Raw genomic sequence first — 15,901 nt, 5'->3', positions numbered from 1 at the left:
TCGGATAGCTCAACGGTACCTTGCCGGACCGCTATTCCCGACCCGTGCGGTCTCCCCAACCCGCAGCGGTCTGTTCCGCGAGCCCCGTGAGCTGACGCGCGGCGTCGTCGATCGCGACCTGGACGGAGCCCGCGTAGTCCGTGATCGAGTGTGCGGCGGCGATGCCCGCCTCCCGCCATGCGGCCGCGGGCAGCGTCACCTGCCCGGCGAGCACCACTACGGGCGCGTCGCGGGCGCCCCCGGCCAGCGCGCTGACCACCTTTCCGTGCAGTGACTGGTCGTCGAAACGACCCTCGCCGGTGATGATCAGGTCGGCGTCCGCCACGTCGCCCGACAGCCCGGTGTGCTCGGCGATGACGGCGGCGCCCGACTCGCGGCGCCCGCCGAGCGCCAGCAGGGCGGCCCCGATGCCTCCGGCGGCTCCAGCGCCGGGTTCGGTGCGGACGTCGCGGCCCCCGGCGGTAGCCAGCACGTCGGCCCAGCCGGTCAACCTCGCTTCGAGCCGGTCGACGGTGGCGGGATCGGCGCCCTTCTGCGGGCCGAACACGTGGGCCGCGCCGCGTGGGCCGAGCAGCGGGTGCTCGACGTCGGTGGCGGCGATCAACTCCACGGACGCCAGACGCGCGATGGCGGCGTCGAGGCCGTCGAGCGCCTCGACCATGCCGCGGCCGCCGTCGGTGCAGGCACTGCCGCCCAGCCCGACGACGATGCGAGCGGCGCCCGCCTGCAGCGCGGCGTCGAGGAGCTGACCGACTCCCCCGCTGTGCGCGGCGACGGCGGTCTCGACCGTCGGCGGACCGCCGAGCCGGGCAAGTCCACACGCCTGCGCGCACTCGACGTAGGCCGTTCCCGACGCGGCGTCGTAGACCCATTCCGCGGTGACGTCGTCGCTCAGTGGGCCGCTGACCACCGCCGAGCGGCGACCGCCGAAGCGGCTGGCGAGCACGTCGACGAAGCCGGGGCCGCCGTCGGACTGGGGGGCGAGCGTCAACCGATCGCCGGAGCGGGCCCGCTGCCAGCCGGTGGCGATGGCCTCGGCGGCCTGAACCGCGGTGAGACTGTCGCCGTAGCAGTCGGGTGCGATCAACACGCGCATCGCCGAGACCGTCATCGGTTCACGGTAAGTCCGGGTGGTCGGAGGTGCATGTCGAGCGGCGCACCAAACGGACGTAACCTGGGAGACGTGAATCTGCTGGGTCGTAAGAAGGACAGTCCCCCACCCGAGGAGACCGACGGCTTCGGCGCCGAGAGGTTGACCAACGCCGAGGCGGAGGCCCGGGCCCGCGTCACCGCCCCCAAGGGCAGGCCGACGCCGAAGCGCAACCAGACCCGCGCGCGTGGGCCGGTGGCGCCCGCGCCGATGACGGCTGCCGAGGCGCGCAAGCGCAAGAAGGCCGCCAAGCAGACGATGACCAAGGACGAGCGCAAGGCCGACAAGCTGGTACGGCGTGCCGCGCTGGCCGAGCGCCGCGAGAAGATGATGGCGGGTGACGACGCCTATCTGCTGCCCCGCGACAAGGGTGCGCTCCGCCGGTACGCCCGCGACATCGTCGATGCGCGCCGCAACCTGCTCGGGCTGTTCATGCCGGCCGCGCTCGCACTCGTGTTCGTCATGTTGTCGCTGCCATCGGTCCAGATTCAGTACTACGTGCAGTTCGTCATGCTGGGCTTGGTCGTGGTGATGGTGATCGACGGGTTCCTGATCGCGCGGCGGGTGAACGCCGGCGTCGACGCCAAGTTCCCCGACAACACCGAGAGCGGTTGGAAGCTCGGCTTCTACGCCGCCAGTCGCGCGTCGCAGCTGCGCCGCATGCGTGCCCCCCGCCCTCAGGTCGAGCGCGGCGCGAAGGTCGCTTGAGCCGAGGTGCGCGTCCTCGCGCTCGGCGGTATCAGGTCGGGCAAGTCGCAGTGGGCTGAGGCGACCATCACCCGGGCAGCCGGGCCCGGCGCCGACCTCCGCTACGTGGCCACCGGTGCCATCTCGTCCGATCCCGACTGGTCGGCGCGGGTGGCAGTCCACCGGGCCCGCCGCAGCGACCAGTGGTCCACGGTCGAAAGTACCGACGTAGCAACGCAATTGCGGTCCGATGACAGGGTGCCGACCCTGGTGGACGACGTGGGCGGCTGGCTCGTCGCCGCGATGGACCGGCGCGACGCGTGGACCGGGGGCGCGATAGCGGCCGACGTCGACGACCTCATCGAGGCAGTCGAGTCCTTTCGGGGGCCGCTGGCACTGGTCAGTCCCGAGGTCGGATTGTCGATCGTGCCGGCGACCGCGTCGGGCCGACGGTTCGCCGACGAGCTGGGCGTGTTGAATCAACGTCTCGCGTCCGTGTGCGATCACGCCGTACTGGTGATCGCCGGACAGCCGCTGACGGTCAAGGAGCCCTCGTGACGGACATGCCATCGATCCCCGACGTTCCGGCCCTCGACGCCGACGCCGAGGCCGCCGCCCGCACCCGCCACGGCAGGCTGACGAAACCGCCCGGGTCACTGGGCCGCCTCGAGGATTTGTCGATCTGGGTGGCGGGATGCCAGGGCGCGTGCCCACCGAACCAGTTCCTGCGTCCGCGGGTGGTCGTGTTCGCCGGCGATCACGGGGTGACCACGGCCGGGGTCTCCGCCTTCCCCCCCGAGGTGACCGCGCAGATGGTCGCGAACTTCGACGGCGGCGGCGCGGCGATCAACGCACTGGCCGACGTCGCCGGCGCATCCGTGCGGGTGGTCGACGTCGCCGTCGACTGTGACGAGCCACTGTCGCAGGCGATCGGCGCACACAAGGTGCGGCGCGGCAGCGGCAACATTGCCGTCGAGGACGCGCTCTCGGCCGAGGAGGCCGTCGCCGCGGTGGCGGCGGGCAGGGCGATCGCCGACGAGGAGGTCGACGCCGGCGCCGACCTGCTGATCGCCGGTGACATGGGCATCGGAAACACTACGGCGGCAACGACATTGATTGCCGCGCTGACCGCATCGGAACCCGTCGTGGTGGTGGGACGCGGCACCGGCATCGACGATGCGGGGTGGGCCCGCAAGACGGCGGCCATCCGGGATGCGCTGCACCGCGCCCGCGACGTCTCCGCGGATCCCGTCGGCCTGCTGCGGGTGTGCGGCGGTGCCGACCTCGCCGCGATGGCCGGTTTCCTCGCGCAGGCCGCCGTCCGACGAACTCCGGTCTTGCTCGACGGTGTGGTCGTGACTGCGGCTGCCCTGGTCGCCGACCGCTTGGCGCCGGGGGCGCGGGCGTGGTGGCAGGCCGGGCATCGATCGACCGAGCCCGCTCATACGATCGCGCTCCAGCACCTGCGGTTGGAGCCCATCGTGGATCTCGGAATGCGCCTCGGCGAGGGTACGGGTGCCGCCGTCGCGCTGCCGGTGCTGCGGGCGGCGGTGGCCGCCCTGTCGTCGATGGCCACCTTCGACGAGGCGCACGTCTCCGACAACGCGTCCGGAGGGCAGGAGCGGAGCGACCCGGGAATCGAATCCGGCGGGCAGGAGCGGAGCGACCCGGGAATCGAATCCGGAGGGCAGGAGCGGAGCGACCCGGGAAATGAATTCGGAGGGCAGGAGCGGAGCGACCCGGGAAATGAGGCGTGATCGGCTCTCTGGCATCGGCATTCGCATTTGCGACCGTTCTGCCGGTGCGCACTCGCCAACCCTTCGGTCGCGGCGCCCTGACCGCGCTGCCGGTCGTCGGCCTGGCCCTGGGTGCGGCGGCGGCGGGAGCGGCGTGGGTGGCCACGGCGGCATTCGGTGCCGGTAATCCCCTGTCCGGCATGGCCGTAGTGACGGTGCTGCTGTTGGCGACGCGTGGTCTGCACGTCGACGGTCTCGCGGACACGGTGGACGGACTCGGCTGCTACGGACCGCCCGAGCGGGCACTGGCCGTCATGCGCGACGGCCCGGCCGGCCCGTTTGGGGTGGCCGCAATCGTGGTGACGATCGTCGTCCAGGGACTGACGTTCACCGTGCTCGGACCCATGGCGATCGTCGTCGCCGTCGCGGCCGGCCGGGTCGCGGTGGTTCTCGCCTGCCGCCGGTCCGTACCCGCCGCGCCGGGCGGCACGCTGGCGGCGCTGGTCGCGGGCACACAGCCGCTGTGGGTGGCCGCGGCCTGGGTCGCCGCCGTCGCCGCCGCCGCGGTCACCGCAACCGAACTCCCCTGGCAGGGACCGCTGGTCGTCGTGGTGGCCCTGGCGTTCAGCGTCGCGCTGGTGGCGCATTGCGTACGCCGGTTCGGTGGGATCACCGGCGACGTGCTCGGGGCGTGCGTCGAACTGACGACCACGCTCACCGCGCTGGGCCTGGCGGTCGGCTGAGGGTCAGCCGAGGCGGGTCATCCAGTCGTGGGTGTCGGCGAACGTGCCGCGCTGGATGCCGGTCAGGGTGTGGCGCAGCGCCATCGTGACCTCACCCGGCTCGCCGTCGGCCACGGTGAACTCGCCGTCATTGGACTTGACGTGGGACACCGGGGTGATCACGGCCGCAGTGCCGCAGGCGAACACCTCGGTGATCTCACCGGCGGCGGCCTTCTTCTGCCATTCGTCGACGTCGATCTTGCGTTCCTCGACGGAGTAGCCGGCATCGGTTGCCAACTGCAACAGTGACTTCCGCGTGATCCCGGGCAACAGGGAACCGTTCAGTTCGGGCGTGACAAGGCGCGCGGTGCCGCCGCTACCGAACACGAAGAACAGGTTCATGCCGCCCATCTCCTCGACGTAGCGGCGCTCGATGGCATCGAGCCAGACGACCTGATCGCAACCGTGCTCCGCCGCCTCCGCCTGCGCGAGCAGCGACGCGGCGTAGTTGCCGCCGGTCTTGGCCGCGCCGGTCCCGCCCGGGCTGGCGCGCACGTACTCCGTCGACAGCCACACCGACACCGGCTTGATGCCACCCTTGAAGTACGCCCCCGCCGGCGATCCGATCACCATGTACCGGTACTCGGTGGCCGGCCGCACTCCCAGACCGGGCTCGGTGGCGAAGATGAACGGCCGCAGGTACAGCGACTGCTCGCCGCCCGCTGCGGGCACCCAGTCGTGGTCGACGGCGATCAGCTGTCGCAGCGATTCCAGGAAGACGTCTTCTGGCAGTTCGGGGATGGCGATTCGGCGGCAGGAGTTCCGCAACCGCGCGGCGTTGACCTCGGGGCGGAACGACACGATGGAGCCGTCCACCCATCGGTACGCCTTGAGACCCTCGAAGACCTCCTGCGCGTAGTGCAGCACCACCGCGGACGGGTCGAGCTCGATCGGGCCGTACGGGAGGACCGTCGCATCGTGCCACCCCCGGCCCTCGGCGTAGGTGATCGACACCATGTGGTCGGTGTGGAAGCGACCGAACCCCGGGTCGGCGAGAATTCCGGCGCGTACCTCGTCGCTTGCCGGATTCGCATTGCGGGCAAGCGTGAACTCGAGGGGGCCATCAGTCATGAGCCGATTGTATAACTCATGACTAGCGAGTTTTTGCCTCCACGAACGGGGGTGCGACCACCTCGCACTCGAGCGCGCGACCCCTCACGTCCACCGCGACGCGCTGCCCGTCGGCGACGTCGGCGTCGGCATCGATGAGAGCCAGTGCAATGCCGAGTTTCAGTGTCGGAGAGAAGGTTCCCGACGTCGTCACACCGACCGGCCGGTCGCCGTCGAGCACCGTCATGTCCGCGCGAAGCACACCCCGGCCCAGTGCCTTCAGGCCGCGGAGCACGCGCCGCGGCCCGGCTTCCTTCTCCGCCAGCAAGGCGTCGCGGCCCCAGAACTGATCCTTCTTCCACCCGACGGCCCAGCCGCACCGGGCCTGTAGCGGAGAGATGTCCAGCGACAGTTCGTGACCGTGCAGCGGATAGCCCATCTCGGTGCGCAGCGTGTCACGGGCGCCGAGCCCGGCCGGTTCTCCGCCCGCAGCCTTCACCGCTTCGACCAGCGCGTCGAATACGACCGCGGCGCGGTCCCACTCGGGCAGCAGCTCGTAACCGTGTTCCCCGGTGTAGCCGGTGCGGCAGACGCGGACCTTGACTGATTCCCCGCCCGCTGCGTACTCCGCGTCGGCGTAGCCCATGTAGTCCATGTCGGCAGGCAGCCCCAGGGCGCGGAGCACCTCGGCCGACTTGGGACCCTGCACCGCGAGGACCGCGTAGGAGCGGTGCTCGTCGGTGATGGTGAGCCCCGCGGGCGCCTTCGCCTGCAGCGCGGCCACGACCGCGGCGGTGTTGGCGGCGTTCGGCACCAGGAACACCTCGTCGTCGGAGACGTAGTAGGCGATCAGATCGTCGATAACGCCACCAGAGTCGTTGCAGCACAAGGTGTACTGCGCCTTGCCGGTGCCGATGCGACGGAGGTCGTTGGTCAACGAGGCGTTGACGTACTCGGCGGCTCCCGGTCCCACCACCAGCGCCTTGCCCAGGTGGCTGACGTCGAAGAGACCGACGGCGTTGCGGGTGGCGTTGTGCTCGCTCACCGTGCCCGCGTAGGACACCGGCATGAGCCAGCCCCCGAATTCGGCGAAACTCGCCCCCAGTGCGCGGTGGCGGTCCTCCAGCGGGCCCTTCAGCAGGTTCTCACTCACGACCAGTGAGCCTAGTAGCCGGGAGCCGCGGCGACCTCTGCGCCCGGGCTGCGGCCGTGACTAGGCTCAGTCCGTGAGCACCGCACCCGGCTACCAGTCCCCGTCCGTCACCGTCTCCGCCACGCTGCCCAAGCGTGGCACCGGCTCGGCGGTGCTGATCGTCCCGGTCGTGACCGGTGACGACGACCGGGCGAAGGTCGTCTCGAACCCGTTCCTCGACGCCGAGGCGGTCGGCGAGATCGAGGTGGCGCTGGAGGCCCTCGGGGCCAAGGGCGGCACCGACCAGACCACGCGGCTGCCCGCCCCGTCCCTTGCGGTGGGAAGCGTGCTCGCGGTCGGCCTCGGTAAGTCCCGCGACGAATGGCCGAGCGACGCGATCCGACGGGCGGCCGGCGCGGCGGCGCGAGCCCTCAGCGGCACCGAGAGCGTCGTCACCACGCTGTCGGAACTCGACATGGCGGCGACCGTGGAAGGACTGATCCTCGGTGCCTACCGGTTCAGCGACTTCCGCAGCGCCAAGACCGCCCCCAAGGAGCCCGGCCTGGCGAAGATCACGGTGCTCTCGACGGCCAAGGGCGCCAAGGCCGCCGCCGCCCGCGGCACGAACGTCGCTACCGCCGTCGCCACGGCGCGCGATCTGGTCAACACTCCCCCGAGTCACCTCTATCCCGACGAATTCGCCAAACGCGCAAGGGCTTTGGGCGAATCGGTGGGCCTGCAGGTCGAAGTCCTCGACGAGAAGGCCCTCGAGAAGGGTGGGTACGGCGGCATCATCGGCGTCGGCAAGGGATCCTCACGCCCGCCGCGCCTGGTCCGGCTGACCCACAAGGGCGGCAAGGGGCGCAAGGCCAAGAAGGTCGCCCTCGTCGGCAAGGGCATCACCTTCGACACCGGCGGCATCTCGATCAAGCCCGCCGCCAACATGCATCAGATGACCTCCGACATGGGCGGTGCGGCCGCGGTCATCGCGACCGTGGTGCTGGCCGCCAAGCAGCAACTGCCCATCGACGTGATCGCCACCGTGCCGATGGCCGAGAACATGCCGTCGTCCACCGCGCAGCGGCCCGGTGACGTCCTCACCCAGTACGGCGGCATCACCGTCGAGGTGCTCAACACCGACGCCGAGGGCCGGCTGATCCTGGCCGACGGCATCGTGCGGGCCTGCGAGGACGGCCCCGACTACCTGATCGAGACGTCGACGCTGACGGGCGCGCAGACGGTGGCCCTCGGCGGTCGCACGCCCGGCGTCATGGGCAACGACGAGTTCCGCGACCGGGTGGCCACGCTGTCGCAGGCCGTCGGCGAGAACGCCTGGGCGATGCCGCTGCCCGAGGAACTCAAGGACGATCTCAAGTCGACGGTCGCCGACCTCGCCAACGTCAGCGGGTCCCGCTACGCAGGCATGCTGGTCGCGGGCGTCTACTTGCGCGAGTTCGTCGCCGACGGCGTGCAGTGGGCGCACATCGACGTCGCGGGCCCGGCGTACAACACGGGCGGACCGTGGGGTTACACGGGCAAGGGCGGCACCGGGGTGCCGACGCGCACCATGTTCGCCGTGCTCGAGGACATCGCCGAGAAGGGCTAACTCTCGCCGAGCTCGCGGCGCATGTCGCGGTCGCGTGCCTTGCGCTCGCGGTCGCGGAGGATTCGCTGCCTCGCGTCGTGGTCCCGCATCCGCTGCGGGTAGCCGACCTTCTGCACGTCGTAGACCGGGATGTCGAGCTTGTCGCTGAGCCGACGGGCCCCCTTGTCGCCACCGGCGCGGCGTCGGGTCCACTCGCCGTCCGCGGCGACGAGGACCACCGTGACCTCGGTGACGGTGGTCTTCGGCTCCACGAACGCCTCCACACCGTGATGCTCGGCGACCCACTGGCGCAGATACTTCAGATCCGTCCCGGGATCACGGCCGTCGGAGGCGCGCTTGGAACCGCGACGACGGAAGGTGTCGAACAGTCCCAACGCGATCCCGCTCCCTTCGGCGCCCTTGCGTCCATCGCGGCGCCACGACTTTCCATGGTGCCAGAGGACGAACTCGACAGGTCTGCGACGACCGACGGGCACGGACGTGACAGGATGGGCAGCGAGCATTTTCGACCCATGACGAGCCACCGTTCGAGGAGTCACAACACATGGCCATCACCGTCCAGATGCCCGCACTCGGTGAGAGCGTCACCGAAGGGACCGTCACGCGATGGCTCAAACAAGAAGGCGACGCCGTCGAGGTCGACGAACCGTTGCTCGAAGTGTCCACCGACAAGGTCGACACCGAAATCCCCTCACCCGCCGCGGGTGTACTCACCAAGATCATCGCCAACGAGGATGACACCGTCGAGGTCGGCGGTGACCTCGGCACGATCGGCGACGCGGCCGAAGACGGCGGTGAGAGCGCTCCGGCAGCGGAGGAGAAGTCCGAACCGGAGCCAGAGCCCGAGTCCGAGCCGGAACCCGAGTCCGAGCCAGAACCGGAGCCAGAGCCCGAGGCGAAGGAAGAGCCGGCTGCTGCCGCCCCGAGCTCCGGAGGTGGCGAGTCCACCTCCGTCGTGATGCCCGAACTGGGTGAATCCGTCACGGAGGGCACCGTCACCCGGTGGCTGAAGAAGGTGGGCGACAGCGTCGACGTCGACGAACCACTCGTCGAGGTCTCCACCGACAAGGTCGATACCGAGATCCCCTCACCGGTGGCGGGCACACTGCTGTCGATCACGGCCGAGGAGGACGACACCGTCGCGGTCGGTGGCGAGCTGGCCAAGATCGGCGCCGAGGGTGCCGCCCCGAAGGCCGAAGCGCCAGAGCCGAAGCCGGAACCCGGACCCGAACCGGAACCGGAACCGGAACCGGAACCGAAGGCGGAAGAGGCGAAGCCGGAACCCAAGCCCGAGCCGAAGCCGGAACCCAAGCCCGAGCCCAAGCCGGAACCGAAACCCGAACCCAAGCCGGAACCGACACCCGCGACGGCAGAGGCCCCGGCGTCCGACGGCGGCAGCCCCTACGTGACGCCGTTGGTGCGCAAGCTGGCGAGCGAGAACGACGTCGACCTGGCGTCGGTCAAGGGCACTGGCGTCGGAGGACGGATTCGCAAGCAGGACGTGCTCGCAGCGGCAGAGGCCAAGAAGGCGCCCGCGCCGTCGGCACCCGCACCTGCGGCCGCTGCAGCCCAAGCCCCGGCGGCCAAGGCGCCCGCGCCTGCGCCCGCCTTGGCACACCTGCGTGGCACCACGCAGAAGGCCAACCGCATCCGCCAGATCACAGCCAAGAAGACGCGCGAATCTCTGCAGACGACAGCACAATTGACGCAGACTCACGAAGTCGACCTGACCAAGATCGTGGCGTTGCGAGCTCGCGCCAAGGCGACGTTCCAAGAGCGCGAGGGCGTCAACCTGACGTACCTGCCGTTCTTCGCGGTCGCTGTGATCGATGCCCTGAAGGCGCATCCGAACGTGAACGCCAGCTACGACGAGGACTCCAAGGAGATCACCTACTACGACGCCGAGCACCTCGGCTTCGCGGTCGACACCGAGCAGGGTCTGCTCTCCCCCGTCGTCAAGAACGCTGGCGATCTGTCGCTGGGCGGGCTCGCCAAGGCGATCGCCGACATCGCGGGACGCGCCCGGTCGGGCAACCTCAAGCCGGACGAGTTGTCCGGTGGGACGTTCACCATCACCAACATCGGCAGCCAGGGCGCGCTCTTCGACACCCCGATCCTGGTCCCGCCGCAGGCGGCGATGCTGGGCACCGGCGCGATCGTGAAGCGCCCGCGGGTCGTGGTCGACGAGAACGGCAACGAGTCGATCGGCGTGCGGTCGGTGTGCTACCTGCCGCTGACCTACGATCATCGACTCGTCGACGGTGCGGATGCCGGCAGGTTCCTGACGACGATCAAGCGGCGCCTCGAAGAGGGAGCGTTCGAGGCCGACCTCGGACTGTAGAGCCAGTGCAAAACCTCGTCATTGCGATTGCGGGTTCCTCGGGCCTGATCGGTTCTGCGCTGACGTCCGCGCTGCGGGCGGCGGACCATCGGGTGCTGAGGCTGGTGCGCCGGGCCCCGTCGAACGCCGACGAGGTCTTCTGGAATCCCGACACCGGCGACTTCGACGCGAGTGCCCTGCGAGGTGCCGACGCGGTCGTCAACATGTGTGGTGTCGGCGTGGCGAACAGGCGGTGGTCCGGGGCGTTCAAGCAGAGCCTGCGCGACAGCCGGATCGGCCCCACCGAGGTGTTGTCGCGGGCGGTCGTGGAGGCAGGGGTGCCGATCCTCGTCAACTCGAGCGCGGTGGGCTACTACGGCGACGCGTCCGACCGGGTCATCGACGAGTCGGCGCCCGCGGGTTCGGGTTTCCTCGCCACACTCTGCGAGGACTGGGAGGCGGCCACCGCATCCGCGAGCACCGCGGGTGTCCGGGTGGTGCTGATGCGCACCGGCCTGGTGCTGTCCCCGTCGGGTGGCATGCTCGCGCGCCTCAAGCCGCTCTTCTCGCTCGGGTTGGGCGCACGGTTGGGCAATGGGCGCCAGTACATGCCGTGGATCAGCCTCGAGGACGAGGTGCGGGCGCTGCTGTTCGCCATCGGGCACGACGAGGTCGCCGGAGCGGTCAACGGGACCGGGCCCGCGCCGGTGACCAACGCCGAGTTCACCGCCGCCGTGGGACGGGCGGTGAACCGGCCGACTCCCATGCTGGTGCCCGCGTTCGCGCTGCGCGCCGTGCTGGGCGAGTTCGCCGACGAGGGCCTGCTCGGTGGGCAGCGTGCCATTCCCGCAGTCCTCGAACGCGCCGGATTCGACTTCCACCACAACACCATCGGCGAGGCGATGTCCTACGTCACCGCGCCGAAGGGGTCCTAGGACGCTGGAGTCTTGGAACGCCTGGCCCTCGTGACGCGTAGCGTCGTCACCATGGCGGCAGCTTCCGTCCGGTCCACGGACACCGAGATCAACGTCAGGCGACTGGGTTCGGTGGACTATCTCGACGCCTGGCAGATGCAGCGCGAACTGTCCGAGGCCCGCATCGCCGGCGGCCGGGACACCCTGCTACTGCTCGAGCATCCGGCCGTCTACACGGCGGGCAGGCGTACCGAACCGCACGAGCGACCGGCGTCGTCCGGCCCGTCGAGCATCCCCGTCGTCGACACCGACCGCGGCGGCAAGATCACCTGGCACGGCCCCGGCCAGCTGGTCGGCTACCCCATCATCGGCCTGGCCCAGCCGCTGGACGTAGTCAAATTCGTTCGCCGCATTGAAGATTCGCTGATCGCGGTATGCGCCAGCCTCGGCCTGACCACCGGCCGCGTCGAGGGCCGGTCGGGAGTGTGGGTACCCGCCAGCGACGGCCGGCCGGCCCGCAAGGTCGGCGCGATCGGGATCCGGGTGGCGCGGGCGACCACGCTGCATGGGTTCGCCCTCAACTGTGACTGTGATCTCTCGGCGTACGCATCGATCGTCCCGTGCGGCATCTCCGATGCAGGTGTGACGTCTCTGACCGCCGAACTCGGACGGCGGGTCACCGTCGACGAGGTGGCGGACGCCGTCGCGCGGGCAGTCCCCGACGCCCTCGACGGCCGCACCGCGCTAGCATTCATGAAGTGAGCGCCGAACCCGGATTTCGTAAATTGCTGCGCCTCGAGGTTCGCAACGCCGAGGTCCCGATCGAGCGCAAACCCCCGTGGATCAAGACCAAGCTGAAGACGGGCCCGGAGTACACCGAGCTCAAGGCCCTGGTCCGCCGCGAGGGTCTGCACACCGTCTGCGAAGAGGCGGGGTGCCCCAACATCTACGAATGCTGGGAGGACCGCGAGGCCACCTTCCTCATCGGCGGCGAGCAGTGCACCCGGCGGTGCGACTTCTGCCAGATCGACACGGGCAAGCCGTCCGAGCTGGACCGTGACGAGCCGCGACGGGTCGCGGAGAGCGTGCAGGCGATGGGGCTGCGCTATTCGACCGTCACCGGGGTGGCGCGCGACGACCTGCCCGACGGTGGCGCGTGGCTCTACGCCGAGACCGTGCGACAGATCAAGGCGCTGAATCCCAACACGGGTGTGGAGTTGTTGATCCCGGACTTCAACGCGATCCCCGAACAGCTCGAGACGGTCTTCGAGACGCGCCCGGAAGTGTTGGCGCACAACGTCGAAACGGTCCCGCGAATCTTCCGTCGAATCCGCCCGGCGTTCCGATACGAGCGCAGCCTGGCAGTGATCACCGCGGCCCGTGACTACGGCCTGGTGACCAAGAGCAACCTCATCCTCGGCATGGGCGAGACCCCGGAGGAAGTGCGGGCCGCACTCGTCGACCTGCGCGAGGCGGGCTGCGACATCGTCACCATCACCCAGTACCTGCGGCCGTCGGCGCGGCACCATCCGGTGGAACGGTGGGTCACCCCCGACGAGTTCGTCGAGCATTCGAAGTACGCGGAGGAGATCGGATTTCCCGGGGTCTTGGCCGGACCGTTGGTGAGATCGTCCTACCGAGCGGGCAAGTTGTACGCCGCGGCAGCGCAGCTTCGGAATCCCAGCCGCCCACCCGTATCCTGATCCGATGGCGAAGACCCGCAATACCGCCGCCGACAAGGCCGCCAAGGCCGAGGCGAAGACCGCCCGCAAGGCCGCATCGAAGGAGCGGCGCAGCCAGCTCTGGCAGGCGTTCCAGATTCAGCGCAAGGAAGACACCCGGCTCCTGCCCTACATGGTCGGTGCCTTCGTCCTGATCGTGGCCGCGGCGGTCGCCGTGGGCGTCGTCAGCGGCAGTACCTTCACCGCGGCGACGCTGATCCCGCTCGGTGTCGTGCTGGGCCTGCTGGTCGCGTTCATCATCTTCGGTCGGCGCGCGCAGAAGTCGGTCTACCGCAAGGCGGAGGGACAGACCGGAGCGGCCGCCTGGGCGCTGGACAACCTGCGCGGCAAGTGGCGGGTCACCCCCGGCGTCGCGGCGACCGGACACTTCGACGCGGTCCATCGGGTGATCGGCAGGCCCGGCGTGATCTTCGTCGGCGAGGGGTCGGCCGCCCGGGTCAAGCCGCTGCTGGCCCAGGAGAAGAAGCGGACGGCGCGGCTCATCGGCGACACGCCGATCTACGACTTCGTCGTGGGCAATGGCGAGGGCGAGGTGCCGCTGTCCAAGCTGGAGCGGCACCTGACCAAGCTGCCCGCCAACATCACGGTCAAGCAGATGGACTCGCTCGAGTCGCGGCTCGCGGCACTGGGCTCGCGCATGGGACCGGCGGCGATGCCGAAGGGTCCGCTCCCGCCGGGAGCCAAGATGCGGGGCGTGCAGCGCACGGTGCGCAGGAAGTAGCGCTAGCGCCTCACCACCGCGGTGCCGGTCAACCGGTCCTGGAAGCCGCGCCCGTCGGCATCGGTGAACAGCGCCGGCACCACGACGGCGACGAGCAGTCCACGGCAGAGGGCGCGACCGAGCCCGACGTGCATCCGGTGGTCGACCGAGGCCACCCGCAAACCCACCGCGTACTGGCCGGGGGTGAAGCCGAACAGCCGGACCGAGAGCACTCCGAGGACCAGCCAGACCCCCATCACCGCGGTGGAGCCGATCTGCGTGCCGAAGAACCGGTCCGAACTGACCAAGCCGACGGTGACGGCCAGGCTCGCCAGCCCGTAGGCGATGAACCAGTCGATCATCAGCGCGACGATCCGACGGCCAACACCGGACAGCGAGCCGGAACCGCTCTCGGGCAATCCGAGGCGTTGACCTGGAAAGTCGTTGGGCCCCTGGCTGGCATCACCGGCCTCGGAGGGCGGCGGGCCGGACAGCCAGGAACCGAAGGTGCGGGCCATGAATCCAGCATAGGTCCGGTATTCATGGCAGCCAGTGCGTAACGTCCGCGCAACATGCGTTTCACCGCCGCGCAATATGGTGTACCTAGCGTCGAACGGCGGATCACCAGTCAAAGGAGAATTCTCAGTGGCAGAAAAGACTGCAGACGACATCTTCAAGTTGATCAAGGACGAAGAGGTCGAGTACGTCGACATCCGGTTCTGCGATCTTCCCGGCGTCGTTCAGCACTTCTCGATCCCGGCCTCGGCGTTCGACGAAAGCGTCTTCGAGGACGGTCTGGCCTTCGACGGTTCGTCGGTGCGCGGCTTCCAGTCCATTCACGAGTCGGACATGATGCTGCTGCCGGATCCCGAGACCGCCCGCATCGACCCGTTCCGGCACGCCAAGACCCTGAACCTGCAGTTCTTCGTCCACGACCCCTTCACCCGCGAGGCCTACTCACGGGATCCCCGCAACGTGGCCCGCAAGGCGGAGAACTACCTCACTAGCACCGGCATCGCCGACACCTGCTTCTTCGGCGCCGAGGCCGAGTTCTACATCTTCGACTCGGTGACCTTCGACTCGAAGATCAACGGCACCTCCTACGAGGTCGACTCCGAGTCGGGCTGGTGGAACACCGGAGAACCGTACGAGGCCGACGGCAGCCCCAACCTGGGATACAAGGTCCGCCAGAAGGGCGGCTACTTCCCGGTCGCTCCGTACGACCACTACGTCGACCTGCGCGACGAGATGGCCACCAACCTGCAGAATGCCGGTTTCACCCTGGAGCGCGGCCACCACGAGGTGGGCACGGCGGGCCAGGCGGAGATCAACTACAAGTTCAACACGCTGCTGGCGGCGGCCGACGACGTGCTGCTGTTCAAGTACATCATCAAGAACACGGCCTGGAAGAACGGCAAGACCGTGACGTTCATGCCGAAGCCCCTGTTCGGTGACAACGGTTCGGGCATGCACGCCCACCAGTCGCTGTGGAAGGACGGCAAACCACTCTTCCACGACGAGTCGGGGTACGCCGGGCTGTCGGATCTGGCCCGCCACTACATCGGCGGCATCCTGCACCATGCGCCGTCGCTGTTGGCATTCACCAACCCCACGGTCAACTCCTACAAGCGCTTGGTGCCGGGCTACGAGGCGCCGATCAACCTGGTCTACAGCCAGCGCAACCGGTCGGCGTGCGTGCGCATCCCGATCACGGGCAACAACCCGAAGGCCAAGCGGTTGGAGTTCCGTTGCCCGGACAGCTCGGGTAACCCGTACCTGGCGTTCGCGGCGATGCTGATGGCCGGCATCGACGGCATCAAGAAGAAGATCGAGCCGTTGGCACCCGTGGACAAGGACCTCTACGAGCTGCCCCCGGACGAGGCCGCCAACATTCCGCAGGCGCCGACGTCACTGTCCGCGGTGATCGACCGTCTCGAGGAGGATCACGACTACCTCACCGAGGGTGGCGTGTTCACCGAGGACCTGATCGACACCTGGATCTCCTACAAGCGGGAGAACGAGATCATGCCGATCCAGATCCGGCCCCACCCCTACGAATTCGCGCTCTACTACGACGTCTAA

General features: G+C 69.3%; 16 protein-coding genes. 11 read left to right on the top strand and 5 right to left on the bottom strand.

Annotated features, from left to right (window positions below):
- Positions 1 to 31 precede the first annotated feature (31 nt).
- Complete coding sequence (locus tag QUE68_RS11100) at positions 32 to 1,111, bottom strand: glycerate kinase family protein (RefSeq protein ID WP_286275625.1); 1,080 nt, start codon at positions 1,109 to 1,111, stop codon at positions 32 to 34.
- 72 nt (positions 1,112 to 1,183) lie between these two features.
- Between QUE68_RS11100 and QUE68_RS11095 the strand changes: the two genes are divergently transcribed.
- From QUE68_RS11095 to QUE68_RS11080, 4 genes are read left to right on the top strand one after another with little or no spacing between them, the layout of a single operon-like run.
- Positions 1,184 to 1,858 carry a DUF3043 domain-containing protein gene (locus QUE68_RS11095; protein ID WP_286275624.1) on the top strand — a complete coding sequence of 225 codons (675 nt, stop codon included), beginning with the start codon at positions 1,184 to 1,186 and terminating at the stop codon, positions 1,856 to 1,858.
- Between the two features lie 6 nt (positions 1,859 to 1,864).
- Positions 1,865 to 2,395 (top strand): bifunctional adenosylcobinamide kinase/adenosylcobinamide-phosphate guanylyltransferase, encoded by a 531-nt coding sequence (locus QUE68_RS11090; protein WP_286275623.1) that lies wholly within the window; start codon positions 1,865 to 1,867, stop codon positions 2,393 to 2,395.
- 5 nt (positions 2,396 to 2,400) lie between these two features.
- On the top strand, positions 2,401 to 3,594 hold the full coding sequence (cobT, locus tag QUE68_RS11085) for a nicotinate-nucleotide--dimethylbenzimidazole phosphoribosyltransferase (RefSeq protein ID WP_286275801.1): 1,194 nt from the start codon (positions 2,401 to 2,403) through the stop codon (positions 3,592 to 3,594).
- The gene (locus QUE68_RS11080) at positions 3,591 to 4,316 is read left to right on the top strand and encodes an adenosylcobinamide-GDP ribazoletransferase (protein WP_284226055.1); all 726 of its coding nucleotides are present in this window, start codon (positions 3,591 to 3,593) and stop codon (positions 4,314 to 4,316) included. The genes cobT and QUE68_RS11080 overlap by 4 nt, the downstream gene beginning before the upstream one ends.
- Positions 4,317 to 4,319: 3 nt before the next feature.
- Here the strand turns inward: QUE68_RS11080 and QUE68_RS11075 are convergent, their stop codons facing one another.
- Positions 4,320 to 5,426 (bottom strand): branched-chain amino acid aminotransferase, encoded by a 1,107-nt coding sequence (locus QUE68_RS11075; RefSeq protein WP_286275622.1) that lies wholly within the window; start codon positions 5,424 to 5,426, stop codon positions 4,320 to 4,322.
- A 22-nt stretch (positions 5,427 to 5,448) separates the two neighbouring features.
- Positions 5,449 to 6,558 (bottom strand): glycine cleavage system aminomethyltransferase GcvT, encoded by a 1,110-nt coding sequence (gene gcvT / locus QUE68_RS11070; protein ID WP_284226051.1) that lies wholly within the window; start codon positions 6,556 to 6,558, stop codon positions 5,449 to 5,451.
- A 73-nt stretch (positions 6,559 to 6,631) separates the two neighbouring features.
- Between gcvT and QUE68_RS11065 the strand changes: the two genes are divergently transcribed.
- Positions 6,632 to 8,143, top strand: a complete 1,512-nt coding sequence (locus QUE68_RS11065; protein WP_284233845.1) for a leucyl aminopeptidase — start codon at positions 6,632 to 6,634, stop codon at positions 8,141 to 8,143.
- Here the strand turns inward: QUE68_RS11065 and QUE68_RS11060 are convergent.
- The gene (locus QUE68_RS11060; RefSeq protein WP_284230842.1) at positions 8,140 to 8,517 is read right to left on the bottom strand and encodes an oxidoreductase; all 378 of its coding nucleotides are present in this window, start codon (positions 8,515 to 8,517) and stop codon (positions 8,140 to 8,142) included. The genes QUE68_RS11065 and QUE68_RS11060 overlap by 4 nt on opposite strands.
- 170 nt (positions 8,518 to 8,687) lie before the next feature.
- Here QUE68_RS11060 and sucB point away from each other — a divergent pair, with 170 nt between their 5' ends.
- Genes sucB through QUE68_RS11035 form a run of 5 tightly spaced genes read left to right on the top strand, consistent with a single transcriptional unit; the run spans position 8,688 to position 13,840 of the window.
- Complete coding sequence (gene sucB, locus QUE68_RS11055) at positions 8,688 to 10,484, top strand: 2-oxoglutarate dehydrogenase, E2 component, dihydrolipoamide succinyltransferase (RefSeq protein ID WP_284226049.1); 1,797 nt, start codon at positions 8,688 to 8,690, stop codon at positions 10,482 to 10,484.
- A 5-nt stretch (positions 10,485 to 10,489) separates the two neighbouring features.
- Positions 10,490 to 11,398 carry a TIGR01777 family oxidoreductase gene (locus tag QUE68_RS11050; protein WP_284226048.1) on the top strand — a complete coding sequence of 303 codons (909 nt, stop codon included), beginning with the start codon at positions 10,490 to 10,492 and terminating at the stop codon, positions 11,396 to 11,398.
- Positions 11,399 to 11,449: 51 nt separating this feature from the next.
- A complete protein-coding gene (gene lipB, locus QUE68_RS11045) occupies positions 11,450 to 12,139 on the top strand; it encodes a lipoyl(octanoyl) transferase LipB (RefSeq protein ID WP_284226047.1) in 690 nt (229 codons plus the stop codon).
- Positions 12,136 to 13,080, top strand: coding sequence for a lipoyl synthase (lipA, locus tag QUE68_RS11040; protein WP_284226046.1), 945 nt, complete (start codon positions 12,136 to 12,138; stop codon positions 13,078 to 13,080). Before lipB ends, lipA begins: the two co-directional genes overlap by 4 nt.
- 4 nt (positions 13,081 to 13,084) lie before the next feature.
- Positions 13,085 to 13,840: a DUF4191 domain-containing protein gene (locus tag QUE68_RS11035; protein ID WP_284226045.1), complete on the top strand. Its 756-nt coding sequence runs from the start codon at positions 13,085 to 13,087 to the stop codon at positions 13,838 to 13,840.
- A gap of 2 nt (positions 13,841 to 13,842) precedes the next feature.
- On the opposite strand, the gene QUE68_RS11030 is transcribed toward QUE68_RS11035, so the two are convergent.
- Entirely contained in the window at positions 13,843 to 14,337 is a 495-nt protein-coding gene (locus QUE68_RS11030) for an RDD family protein (protein ID WP_284226044.1), read from the bottom strand.
- Between the two features lie 127 nt (positions 14,338 to 14,464).
- On the opposite strand from QUE68_RS11030, the gene glnA reads away from it, so the two are divergent.
- Positions 14,465 to 15,901 carry a type I glutamate--ammonia ligase gene (gene glnA / locus QUE68_RS11025; protein ID WP_284226043.1) on the top strand — a complete coding sequence of 479 codons (1,437 nt, stop codon included), beginning with the start codon at positions 14,465 to 14,467 and terminating at the stop codon, positions 15,899 to 15,901.

This window comes from Mycolicibacterium sp. TUM20985 (genome assembly GCF_030295745.1).
GTDB lineage: Bacteria > Actinomycetota > Actinomycetes > Mycobacteriales > Mycobacteriaceae > Mycobacterium.
Note: the sequence above shows the minus strand (reverse complement) of the source record. Positions and strands in the feature narration are given on the sequence as shown.

Excerpts from the sequence above, each read along its gene's own strand:
- QUE68_RS11075 (WP_286275622.1), bottom strand. The coding sequence starts at position 5,426 with ATGACTGATGGCCCCCTCGAGTTCACGCTTGCCCGCAATGCGAATCCG.
- cobT (WP_286275801.1), top strand. The coding sequence starts at position 2,401 with ATGCCATCGATCCCCGACGTTCCGGCCCTCGACGCCGACGCCGAGGCC.
- sucB (WP_284226049.1), top strand. The coding sequence starts at position 8,688 with ATGGCCATCACCGTCCAGATGCCCGCACTCGGTGAGAGCGTCACCGAA.
- QUE68_RS11030 (WP_284226044.1), bottom strand. The coding sequence starts at position 14,337 with ATGGCCCGCACCTTCGGTTCCTGGCTGTCCGGCCCGCCGCCCTCCGAG.
- QUE68_RS11035 (WP_284226045.1), top strand. The coding sequence starts at position 13,085 with ATGGCGAAGACCCGCAATACCGCCGCCGACAAGGCCGCCAAGGCCGAG.
- QUE68_RS11100 (WP_286275625.1), bottom strand. The coding sequence starts at position 1,111 with ATGACGGTCTCGGCGATGCGCGTGTTGATCGCACCCGACTGCTACGGC.
- lipB (WP_284226047.1), top strand. The coding sequence starts at position 11,450 with ATGGCGGCAGCTTCCGTCCGGTCCACGGACACCGAGATCAACGTCAGG.